This window comes from Paraburkholderia humisilvae (genome assembly GCF_902859855.1).
Classification (GTDB): Bacteria; Pseudomonadota; Gammaproteobacteria; order Burkholderiales; family Burkholderiaceae; genus Paraburkholderia; species Paraburkholderia humisilvae.
Window position 1 is genome coordinate 82,141 of sequence record NZ_CADIKH010000030.1, and the last position, 10,626, is coordinate 92,766.

Here is a 10,626-nt window from a genome sequence, read left to right on the forward strand (position 1 = left end):
GCGTGCGAAGGGCCCGCCGCCGGGACCGCGACGCGGAAACACGAAGCATAGCGGGTATCGCGGCTTCGCGTCGGCGGCTGCGCAACGGAGCATCCGACACGAAAATGGGCCGACGGATCAGGGATGCCAGCGGTGGAATGAGGGCGGTGGGGCGGCGCTTATCCGCGCTTGCGGCGTGGCGTGCCGGTCGACCCGCGCACGATCAGGCGCGGTTCCGATGCGACACACACGCGCGGTTGCTCGCGCGCGGTATGGCGTGCTGTGTGACGCGTATCGGGCGGCCGCTCGATCAGTTCGCGCAACAGCGATACCGCCATCTCGGCTGCTTCGACAGTCGGCACCGCGACCGTGGTCAGCGGCGGCCGCGATTGCCGTGCAAGCTGAATGTCAGTAATGCCAATGACCGACAGGTCGTCGGGCACGTTGCGGCCCAGATCGAACGCCGCGTGAATTGATCCCAGTGCGGGCAGGTCATTGGTCGCGAAGATGGCCGTGGTGTCCCGGTGCAAGTCGAGCAATTCGCGCGCGGCCGCATAACCGCCTTCGATGGTATCCGGCGCATAGCGCACGCATGTGCGCGGCAGCTTGACGCCCGCCGCGCGCAGCGCATCGACGAAACCTTCGTAGCGCGCGGCGTGAATGCCCGAGCGTTTGCTGCCGACGATCGCGCCGATGCGCCGATGGCCCCGTTCCAGCAGATGCTGCGCAGCCAGTTCGCCGGCGCGGCGAAAGTCGACTGCGACGCAAGGTAACCCCGGCGGATCGTTCGGCCGTTCCCACATGCACAACACGACCGGTGTGCCGCGCGCTTCCGTTTGGTGAAGATCGGCGAAATCGAGGTTCGCGTTCATCACCAGCACGCCTTCGGATAGCGTGCCGGCAATCTGCTCGAGATACGCGCGGCCGGCGAGCGGGTCCTGGTTCGTATTGCAGACGATCACAAAATGCCCGCTCGTGCGGGCTGCGCGCTCGACGGCAAGCGCGAACTCCGGATAGAACGGATTGGCGATGCTCGACACCATCAGCGCGATGGTCGGTGCGCGGCCTTCGGCGAGCGCGCGTGCCGCCAGATGCGGCCGGTAAGCGAGCGCGGCGACCGCTTCGAGCACGCGCTGGCGGGTCTGCTCGCCGACCCGGCCGCGATTGCGCAGCACGTTCGACACGGTCGCCGATGTAACGCCGGCGCGCGCCGCGACTTCGCTTAACGTGGACATAGTGGATTGCGTCGCCAGTATGTGGGATGTGTGCTCAGGATTTGCGTTGCAGCCCGGCGCACGGCACCATTCCCCGCATAAACAGAATGAGATCGGAGACGAAGCTTCAGACCGACGATCGCGCTTGCGATCGTTTTTCATGTCTGTCTGCTTAAGCGCTTAATCTCCGGCTCTGCTGATTTAAACATGGAGTGGAGACGATGGCGAGCATTTCGTTACGCGGCGTGCAGAAAGCGTACGGCGATGGCGCGCCGGTGATTCGCAATGTCGATCTCGAGATCGGCGAAAACGAGTTCTGCGTGTTTCTCGGCCCGTCCGGCTGCGGCAAGTCGACGCTGCTGCGGATGATCGCCGGCCTCGAGGACGTGACCGACGGCGACCTGTCGATCGGCGGACACGTGATGAACGACGTGCCCGCGGCCGAGCGTGGGGTGGCGATGGTGTTCCAGAGCTACGCGCTGTTTCCGCACATGAGCGTCTACGAGAATATGGCGTTCGGCCTGAAGATCGCGAAAGTGCCGAAGAACGAGATTGATCGCAAGGTTCGCGAAGCGGCGCGCATTCTGCAGCTTGAAGCGCTGCTCGAGCGGCGGCCGCGCGAATTGTCCGGCGGTCAGCGGCAACGTGTCGCGATTGGCCGCGCGATCGTGCGTGAACCGGGCGTGTTTCTGTTCGATGAACCGCTGTCGAATCTCGATGCGACCTTGCGCGGACAGACACGCATCGAAATCGCGAAGCTGCACCGGCAGTTCGCGAAGGCGAGCGTCGTTTATGTGACGCACGATCAGACCGAAGCGATGACGCTGGCCGACCGCATCGTGCTGCTGCACGCGGGCAAGGACACCGAGCGCCACGGCAGCATTGCGCAGATCGGCGCGCCGCTCGAGCTGTACCACCGGCCGGCAAGCCGCTTTGTCGCTGGCTTTATCGGCTCGCCGCGGATGAACTTTCTGCCCGCGACGGTTGCATCGGTCGATGCGCAAGGCGTGACGGTTGCGTTGACGCACGGTGGCGAGCGCATGCGGGTTCAAGCCGATGGCAGCGGCTTGCAAAACGCGCAGCCGGTCACGTTCGGCGTACGTCCCGAGCATCTCGAACTTTCAGACATCGGCAGCGCTGGACCCAACGGCTCCGATGCGCTGCTCACACGCGGCGTATTGCTCGTCGAGCATCTTGGCGAGCACAGCTATGTGCATCTCGATCAACCCGGCGGCGACACGCTGATCGCGAAAGTGCCCGGCGGCGTGCAAGTGGCGCTTGGCGAGCGCGTGACGTTTCGCGCGAATCCCGCCGCGTGCCATCTGTTTACCGAAGACGGCTTTGCGGTGCCCGTGCGCGGCGCCGCGGTCGCTCACCCCGTATAAGGAACCCTCCAATGCGCCTTGGCGTTTGCTACTACCCCGAACACTGGCCGGAGTCGCTGTGGGAAGACGACGCGCGCCGCATGAAAGCGCTTGGCATCGAGCAGGTGCGGATCGCCGAATTCGCGTGGAGCCGGATCGAACCGGCGCCCGGCGAATACGACTGGGCCTGGCTCGATCGTGCGATCGACGTGCTGGGCAACGCGGGTCTGAAGGTTGTGATGTGCACGCCGACCGCCACGCCGCCGAAATGGCTGATCGACCGTCATCCGGACATCCTGCCGGTCGATGCCGACGGCAAGCCTCGCGGGTTCGGCTCGCGCCGTCATTACGACTTTTCGTCGCCGTCGTATTTCGAAGCGTCGCGCACGATCTGCACCGCGGTTGCCGCGCGTTATGGCAAACACCCGGCGGTGGCCTACTGGCAGACCGATAACGAGTACGGCTGCCACAACACGGTGGTCAGTTATTCACCGGCTGCCGTCGCGCGTTTCCGTGAATGGCTGAAGGCGCGCTATGCGACGATCGATGCGCTGAATCGCGCGTGGGGCAACGTGTTCTGGAGCATGGAGTACCGCAGCTTCGACGAAATCGATGCACCGGTCGGGACCGTCACCGAAGCGAATCCGTCGCATCGGCTCGATTACCGGCGCTTCGCGTCGGACGAAGTCGCGCGCTACAACCGGATGCAGGTCGACATCATTCGTGCGCATTCGCCGGGCCGGCCGGTGGCGCACAACTTCATGCAGCTCTTTACCGAGTTCGATCACTACAAGGTGGCCGCCGATCTCGACGTTGCGACATGGGACAGTTATCCGCTCGGCGCGCTCGATCAGCAATGGTTCGCACCGGAACTGAAGGCGCAATTCCTGCGCACCGGCCATCCGGATTTCGCGACGTTCAATCACGACGTCTATCGCGGCATGTCGAAGCTGCCGTTCTGGGTGATGGAGCAGCAGCCGGGGCCGGTCAACTGGGCGCAATGGAATCCGGCGCCGCTGCCCGGCATGGTGCGGCTGTGGAGCTGGGAAGCCTTCGCGCACGGCGCGGGCTGCGTGTCGTACTTCAGATGGCGGCAGGCGCCGTTCGCGCAGGAACAGATGCACGCGGGGCTCAATACACCGGATAACCGGCTGGACATCGGCGGGCATGAAGCGGCGCGCGTCGCGGAAGAAATCCGCGCGGTCGCGGCCGCGCATGCCGATGCCGACGCGGCGGTGCACGCCAAAGTCGCGCTCGTCTACGACTATGAAGCGAAGTGGCTGTTCGAGATTCATCCGCAAGGCGCGGACTTCCACTATCCGCGTTTCGCGTTCGAGTACTACTCGGCGCTGCGCGCGCTGGGCTTCGACGTCGATGTGATTCCGGCAAGCGCGTCGCTCGACGGTTATGCGCTGGTCGTCGTGCCGCCGCTGCCGGTGGTGCCCGACGATTTCGCCGCGCGCGTCGCCGCAAGCGGTGCGCACGTCGTGTTCGGTCCGCGCAGTGGCTCGAAGACGCGCGATCTGCAGATTCCCGCGCAGTTGCCGCCGGGACCGCTCGCGTCGCTGCTGCCGATGCGGGTGTGGCGCGTCGAGTCGTTGCGGCCGAATATTGCCGAGCGGGTGCATGTGGACGCGACGACAATTGAAGGGCACGGCCGTCGCTGGCGCGATCTGATCGACGTCGGCAGTGGATCGACGCTCGATGTACGCGCGCGTTTCGCGGATGGACATCCTGCTTATGTGCGGCACGGTTCGGCGCATTACTTTGCGACGCTATTCGACGATCGGCTTACCGAACAGTTATTTGCGCGCATTGCGACCGAAGCGGGACTGGCGCCGCGCGTGCTGGGCGATAGTCTGCGCGTGAGCCGCCGCGGCGCGTTGACCTACGTGTTCAACTACGGCGAGCGCGTGCACGCGATCGACGGTGTCGATGCAGCCGACTTCGTGATCGGCTCGCGCGAGGTCGAACCGCAAGGCGTGGCCGCTTACCGGACGCGTTGAAGTACGGCCGCGTCTTGCAGAACCGATGAAGATCCGATTGCATTGATCAACCAGATAGCAGTGCGTCAGAAAGCAAAACCAAAGGAGACAGGAATGACCGTAAAGGCACTGAAGGCGCGCGGCACGCGCATCGTCGCGGCACTCGCGCTGGCAGCGGCGGGGACGTCGGGTATGTTGTCGTTTCCGGCGGCAGCGAACGCCGACACGATGACGATCAACATCGCGTTCAAGGGCGCGAGCCAGCGAGCAGTCTGGCAACAGGTCCTCGACGAGTTCAAGAAGGCGCATCCGAATGTCGACGTGAAGGCGTCGTTCGTCGACGAGGAAGCGTACAAGGTGCAGTTGCCGGGCTGGTTGACCACGGTCGCACCGGATGTCGTGAACTGGCATAACGGCGAGCGGATGGCGTACTACGCGCGGCGCGGTCTTTTCGAAGACCTGAGCGGCGACTGGAAGAAGAACGGCTGGGACGGCACGTATGCGTCGACGAAGGAAGCGTCGACGGTGGACGGCAAGCAGTATGCGGCGCCGACGGTCTATTACTCGTGGGGATTGTTCTATCGCAAGGACCTGTTCCAGAAGGTCGGCATCACCAGCGAGCCGAAGACGTGGGACCAGCTGAAGGACGCATGCCGCAAGCTGAAGGCCGCGGGCATCACGCCGTTCGCGGTCGGCGGCCGCGATGCGTGGACGCTGGCGGGCTGGTTCGACTATCTCGATCTGCGCCTGAACGGCAACGCGTTCCACCAGAAGCTGATGGCCGGCGAGATTCCGTACACCGACCCGCGCGTGAAGAAGGTCTACACGACGTGGAAGCAGTTGATCGACGATCACGACTTTATCGACAACTCGCTGTCGTACGATCTCGACGCCGCGCAGCCGTTCCTTTTCCAGGGCAAGGCCGCGATGATGCTGATGGGCACGTTTATCACGGGTGGTTTTCCGGCGAACGTGAAGCCGCAGATGGGCTACTTCCAGTTCCCGATTATCGATGCGAACGTGCCGACCGCCGAAGACGGTCCGGTCGAATCGCTGCATATTCCGTCGCGCGCGAAGAACAAGGCTGATGCCCATGCGTTCCTCGCGTTTGTCGAAACGCCGGAAATCGGCGCGCAGCTGGCGCAGGGACTCGGTTCGCTATCGGCGAACAGCAAGTCGCCGGAGCCGGAAGATCCGATTTCGAAGATCGGCTTCCAGATTCTCGCGAATACGAAGGGCGGCATCGCGCAGTTCTACGACCGCGATATGACGAAGGAAATGGCCGACGAAGGGATGAAGGGGATGCAGCAGTTCATCTCCGATCCGACCAAGCTCGATGCGATTCTGGCTCAGCTCGAAGAGACGCGGAAGCGGATCTACAAGAAGTGATGCGACGAAACGCTTGACGTGCGAAGCGGTCGGCGCGGGTTGATGCGCTGCCGCTTTGTCGATGATTGACCCGGTTTCTCCACCGCGAAGGTTGCCCGCTTTTTCACAAAGCGGGCTTTTTTTCGTCCGCGGGGATTGTGCAGCGGAAACGGGTTTTTGATTATTCCGTCTTCTGTCCGGAAGGCGGCGGCATCACGTTGTCACGTCGGCCTGCGAGCGGTGCGCCATAACCGCCTGCTTCCGCATTGTTCGGCAGGCCGTTCACCAGTTGCGCGCGCGGGTCGGTCGGATTCAGATCGAGTTCGCCCGCCTGGCGGTTGCCGTGCGTCGGATACTCGCTGCCAAGCGGTGCGTTCGGCATCAGCTTCGTGCTGTTTTGCGGCGCATGGACGTCGTCGTAGACGGACAACCCTTGCGCATTCGCGAGGCCGGCGGCGCCCGCGAGAGCGAGCGCGGCGGCGATATGCAGCATGGCGGTGGACTTGTGCACGATGGGCTCCTTGTTCATAGGAAAGGCATTGCGCGCCGGATCGGATTGACGACGGATGATTGGCGCGCACGTCGTTCTACTATTGGCGATGGAACGAAGGAGCGCAATGCGCGTGCCGCAGTTTTGAGCTTTGTTGGGCGATCGCAATTCGTGGATTGCTTCACGCGGGATGTGGGGGCCACAGCGTGTGCTGCGGCCCCGGATGCTATCTTCAGGGCGCTTTATTGTGCTTTGCTTGCTGCGGCGATGATCGTATCGGCGACCACTTTCGGCTCGCTCAGCATCACGACGTGGCTTGCGTCCGCGTGCGTGACTTTTGCGCCGATCGCGCCGGCCATTGCGTCCTGCAGATGCGGATCGATCATCCGGTCCTTATCGGTGACGACGAACCACGACGGCTTCGCGTGCCATGCGGCGGTGCTGACCTTGTCGTCGATGCAGCCTGAAAACCACGGGCCTTGCGTCGCCGCGACGAGGCGGCGCTGGGCGGGCGGCAGATCCTGTGCGAAGTCGTCGAAAATGCCCTTGTTGGACAGCGTGAGGAAGCCTGCCGAATCCTTCTGCAGTTCGGCTGCCCAGACCGGCGCGGGCTTGCCTTTGAGCATGTCGTTGATCGATTGGCCGTTATCGGGTGCGAACGCGGCGACGTAGACGAGCGCCTTCACCTTGTCGTCATTGCCAGCTTCGCTGATCACGGCGCCGCCCCACGAATGACCGACCAGTACAACCGGGCCGTTCTGCGCGTCGATCACGCGTTTGGTGGCTGCTGCATCCTGGGCAAGGGAAGAGAGCGGGTTTTGTACAGCGACCACGTGCAGGCCGCGCGCTTCAAGCAGCGGGATGACCTTGTCCCAGCTGGAGCCGTCGGCGAACGCGCCGTGCACGAGCACGACGGTCTTGCCTTGCAGGTTCTGTTGCGGTGCGGCGGCTTGAGCGGCTTGCAGTGAAACGAGGCCGCCCATCAGCAGCACGGATGCGATGCACTTTTTCCACAGAGATTTCATGTTCGGGTTCCTGTTGGGTTGGGATGGGCGTAAGCATTGCAGGTGGGGCGAGGTGCGGGTATCGGTCGAATGACCGACCTTGGCGGGAGGAAGGGGGGAGGGTGTGAAAGATGACGATGGACTTTTCAGATTCCAAACAGGAACTGAAGAGTTGTTGCAGATTTTTTACTCACTCCATCTCGCGAACTCAACGCGATGCTGCATTCCTTACTATCAATTGGAATATTTTCATGGTCAACACTCGAAAACGGCGACTTCGCCAACGCGTGAAATGACGGAGAGAAAATCAAAAATACTGAAGTTACGCAAATCAGGAATCTCAATTTCAAAAACTCCTGCATATGCCCATTTTCAATATTGGTTGTGCCGCTCGTCATGCTTTCCACCGGTGATGACTTCGTTGTCGCTCGGTAGGAACGCGAAGTGTCAGCCATCCGGGAATCCCTGCAATAGCAGATTAAACTGAAGTATCCTCGAATCATCAGTCGAGTTCCATCGCCCAGAAAGACGGCCGTGACTTACGCGTCCCTGGAATAAGCCTGAGATACGGCCACTTTGACTGGCGAATTCTCTCAGTGAAATAGATTCATTCTCGTAAATTTTACCGTGAATTTTTAGACAATTGTCCATGCGTCGTGTATATCGATAACATCCTGACACCTTACTTCCTTGTCTCTCTATGCGCATGCTAGATATTGCGTACTTTCCTATCGTGCCCGAAAGTTCATAACTCCCGCCGTCAGCAATTTCACCAATAGGGCGACAGGCAATTGATTCAACAGGAAAGCGATCCTCCTTGCCTGGTAAAGGCAGAAAACATGTTTCCGGCAGGCGATCTCCATTGATCTTGGAAATCTTTAAGGATACATCTGGCCAGCGATATAGATGAGCGGAGAAGGATTTGTTTTTTGAAAATTCACCGTAAATATGATCCCATATACCGCTATCAATCCGGGCGACGGGGAGCTCTATTTTTTCCCCGAACCATCGTTTCCCTATTTCCCTGGAAGAATCGATGAGTGAAAGCGCAAACATATACGCAGCACCGTACAGCCAGTCGTTGCCGTTCCACTCTAGAGGAACGGCCAGTGTTGATTGATCATTCGTAAAACTTTCACGGATAATTACATACCTGTCTTGATACTTGATGACTGATACATTCGCCAGTACTCCTTCACGGCCGACTGAGCTTGCCACAACCTTGTTTAGGCGTAAGCGATCGCGGAGCGCGCCGTCGCTGTCGATATACAGATTGCAGGAGACATTCTGACCATCACAATAAACACCTGCATCTACCAACGAGGCATATGCAATAAGCAGCACGCACAAAAGCTCTTTCATGTGCATCGCTTTAAAATTTTTTCGAATTTTCCCGCATATTCTTCGAGAATTATATTTTTATCCAGTCCGTTAATTATCCTCCGTGCATTTTTATAATCAAGCTTGCCATCGCACATATAATCCGCGAGTTTTTTCCCAGTGAATGCGCCCTTCAACATACCTTCGATCATGATTAAAGTCGCGTTTTTCCAATCAAGGGCCGCATCAGGATCGTTGCTAAGGTCTGCTCCGTAATATTAGAGAAAGCCTCATAGTTGGTTTTCCATGTAATTTGGACCAGTCCACATCCCTATATTTGTGTCCATCCCAGAGAAAGTGCAGCGAAAATTCTTCTTTTCAACTGTTGATTCCTCTAAACATTCAATTCTTCAAGTCAAAAGGGTACAAAAAGAGGCATCATATAAATCACCACTCCTTCTCCCGGGTATTAGGTTATTTCAGATAGCCAAGCTCGTTTAGTCTCTTTTTGATGGAAGCGGCATCCTTGAAATCATATCGAACCGCGTTTTTGCCAACCCATTCACCGTCCCATCCTTCACCGAATTTTTTCATAATACTTTCTTCCTTCCTGAATTGGTTACCTGCCTTTGATGGCACATACCGGTAGACGTAAACCTTATAAAAATCACCCTGAAAATCTGCGGCGTGGGAATTGATTGACCATTTCACAAGGACGGCAAGGCTTCTCTTTTTCCAGAAGAGAACCGTGACAATCTCCGGGCTGGCGCCTTCGACGTCGTACCTGTCAATTGTTGCAAATTCACCATTCTCACAGTTCCACTTCACGAGTATGTCGTATAACGGATAGCTGAGCCCTCTTTCCGCCGGATACTCGTCCTTCATAAATTTTATGTAGCACCCATCCTTTATTTGCCATGCGCGCACGCTTTCCGGGAAATCGCTATATGCACGCACGAGGGGTGAAAAAAGCAAAACGAAAATTATAAGGACGGCTTTTTTTAACAACATCGTCACCACCCGTTAACTGAAGTAATGGTTGTTTCCCAGTTATACCTGCATGGCTCGCCCCCTTTGTTAACTACTGTAAAAGCTCGCTGACTTGCAACGCGCCTTCTATTAAGCTCTTTCAATGCAGGATTGATCACTGCAGTGACCTTTTTCGGATTGTTTGCATCCGCATGCTGATTGATTACGTGCGTACTCCAGAACCATCCGGCAGAATCGGCCGCGACAGGCCGGTCGTATTCCAGCCTTTCAGGATCCGCCACTACATCCACGCCACTATATTCCGTGTAGTGGCGATAATTTTCCAGCCATGTCACGTGTATGAGTCCTCGCCCTCGATAATCTCGACCGGGGTAGGCGTTATCTCCGAACAACACAATCCCCAATTCCTTGTCGTTATATACAAGGTTAGTTTTTGCATATTTTTCTATCTGCGTTGCTGTCCAGTCTGGATGAAGCCGATTCAGGCCTCTTTTTAGAGGCCCCGAATACGTATTCCACAAGTGATCGCCTTCCCTGTAATTTAAAACCTCTTTAAACGCCGTAAAACCAGCGCACTCAACGGCACATTGACCCAGAAAATGCGAAATACGATTACAGGTATCGATTTTATATTTTGAAAAAATGTAATTTAATGCGGTGGCGTAACCGGCGGCATCGGCATCGAGTATTTGGGGGAATATCTCTATCAGATTAGCTGCCGAAATCGTGAGATCGGTTCTACAGTGAGGACATAGGAATGGCGTGGACTGAAAATTCCCCACCAGCGCAACCGGATGAATATGATGCACAACCGGACTATCCGGAAACCCTTCAACCTTGCCCTTCACCTGGTCCCACCACTGCAGCTTGCCGACCCGCTCGAGCTCACACTCCCAGTTCACGCGCGCATTG

Annotated in this window: 11 protein-coding genes; 3 read left to right on the plus strand and 8 right to left on the minus strand. The window is 58.4% G+C overall.

Annotation, left to right across the window (positions count from 1 at the left end; all coding sequences use genetic code 11):
- Positions 1 to 158: 158 nt before the first annotated feature.
- Complete coding sequence (locus HV796_RS26675) at positions 159 to 1,214, minus strand: LacI family DNA-binding transcriptional regulator (RefSeq protein WP_175229493.1); 1,056 nt, start codon at positions 1,212 to 1,214, stop codon at positions 159 to 161.
- Between the two features lie 200 nt (positions 1,215 to 1,414).
- Here HV796_RS26675 and HV796_RS26680 point away from each other — a divergent pair, with 200 nt between their 5' ends.
- From HV796_RS26680 to HV796_RS26690, 3 genes are all read left to right on the plus strand, one after another.
- A complete protein-coding gene (locus HV796_RS26680; RefSeq protein WP_175229494.1) occupies positions 1,415 to 2,578 on the plus strand; it encodes an ABC transporter ATP-binding protein in 1,164 nt (387 codons plus the stop codon).
- Between the two features lie 11 nt (positions 2,579 to 2,589).
- Complete coding sequence (locus HV796_RS26685) at positions 2,590 to 4,563, plus strand: beta-galactosidase (RefSeq protein ID WP_175229495.1); 1,974 nt, start codon at positions 2,590 to 2,592, stop codon at positions 4,561 to 4,563.
- Positions 4,564 to 4,656: 93 nt separating this feature from the next.
- A complete protein-coding gene (locus HV796_RS26690; RefSeq protein ID WP_175229496.1) occupies positions 4,657 to 5,931 on the plus strand; it encodes an ABC transporter substrate-binding protein in 1,275 nt (424 codons plus the stop codon).
- Positions 5,932 to 6,091: 160 nt separating this feature from the next.
- Here HV796_RS26690 and HV796_RS26695 read toward each other — a convergent pair whose 3' ends face one another.
- From HV796_RS26695 to HV796_RS26725, 7 genes are all read right to left on the minus strand, one after another.
- On the minus strand, positions 6,092 to 6,439 hold the full coding sequence (locus tag HV796_RS26695) for a hypothetical protein (RefSeq protein WP_175229497.1): 348 nt from the start codon (positions 6,437 to 6,439) through the stop codon (positions 6,092 to 6,094).
- Positions 6,440 to 6,642: 203 nt separating this feature from the next.
- A complete protein-coding gene (locus HV796_RS26700) occupies positions 6,643 to 7,425 on the minus strand; it encodes an alpha/beta fold hydrolase (RefSeq protein ID WP_175229498.1) in 783 nt (260 codons plus the stop codon).
- Positions 7,426 to 7,550: 125 nt separating this feature from the next.
- Entirely contained in the window at positions 7,551 to 7,859 is a 309-nt protein-coding gene (locus tag HV796_RS26705) for a hypothetical protein (RefSeq protein WP_175229499.1), read from the minus strand.
- Positions 7,852 to 8,766: a hypothetical protein gene (locus HV796_RS26710; protein ID WP_175229500.1), complete on the minus strand. Its 915-nt coding sequence runs from the start codon at positions 8,764 to 8,766 to the stop codon at positions 7,852 to 7,854. Before HV796_RS26710 ends, HV796_RS26705 begins: the two co-directional genes overlap by 8 nt.
- The gene (locus tag HV796_RS26715; RefSeq protein ID WP_175229501.1) at positions 8,763 to 8,936 is read right to left on the minus strand and encodes a hypothetical protein; all 174 of its coding nucleotides are present in this window, start codon (positions 8,934 to 8,936) and stop codon (positions 8,763 to 8,765) included. Before HV796_RS26715 ends, HV796_RS26710 begins: the two co-directional genes overlap by 4 nt.
- 262 nt (positions 8,937 to 9,198) lie before the next feature.
- The gene (locus tag HV796_RS26720; protein ID WP_175229502.1) at positions 9,199 to 9,735 is read right to left on the minus strand and encodes a hypothetical protein; all 537 of its coding nucleotides are present in this window, start codon (positions 9,733 to 9,735) and stop codon (positions 9,199 to 9,201) included.
- A 2-nt stretch (positions 9,736 to 9,737) separates the two neighbouring features.
- Positions 9,738 to 10,626: glycoside hydrolase family 19 protein (locus tag HV796_RS26725; protein ID WP_281369833.1), on the minus strand; the 889-nt coding region annotated here is incomplete at its 5' end.

What these genes read in the sequence shown, in the direction of transcription:
- HV796_RS26690 (WP_175229496.1), top strand. Translation starts at nt 4,657, where the DNA reads ATGACCGTAAAGGCACTGAAGGCGCGCGGCACGCGCATCGTCGCGGCA.
- HV796_RS26715 (WP_175229501.1), bottom strand. Translation starts at nt 8,936, where the DNA reads ATGATCGAAGGTATGTTGAAGGGCGCATTCACTGGGAAAAAACTCGCG.
- HV796_RS26720 (WP_175229502.1), bottom strand. Translation starts at nt 9,735, where the DNA reads ATGTTGTTAAAAAAAGCCGTCCTTATAATTTTCGTTTTGCTTTTTTCA.
- HV796_RS26680 (WP_175229494.1), top strand. Translation starts at nt 1,415, where the DNA reads ATGGCGAGCATTTCGTTACGCGGCGTGCAGAAAGCGTACGGCGATGGC.
- HV796_RS26700 (WP_175229498.1), bottom strand. Translation starts at nt 7,425, where the DNA reads ATGAAATCTCTGTGGAAAAAGTGCATCGCATCCGTGCTGCTGATGGGC.
- HV796_RS26685 (WP_175229495.1), top strand. Translation starts at nt 2,590, where the DNA reads ATGCGCCTTGGCGTTTGCTACTACCCCGAACACTGGCCGGAGTCGCTG.
- HV796_RS26705 (WP_175229499.1), bottom strand. Translation starts at nt 7,859, where the DNA reads ATGGCTGACACTTCGCGTTCCTACCGAGCGACAACGAAGTCATCACCG.
- HV796_RS26675 (WP_175229493.1), bottom strand. Translation starts at nt 1,214, where the DNA reads ATGTCCACGTTAAGCGAAGTCGCGGCGCGCGCCGGCGTTACATCGGCG.
- HV796_RS26710 (WP_175229500.1), bottom strand. Translation starts at nt 8,766, where the DNA reads ATGAAAGAGCTTTTGTGCGTGCTGCTTATTGCATATGCCTCGTTGGTA.
- HV796_RS26695 (WP_175229497.1), bottom strand. Translation starts at nt 6,439, where the DNA reads ATGAACAAGGAGCCCATCGTGCACAAGTCCACCGCCATGCTGCATATC.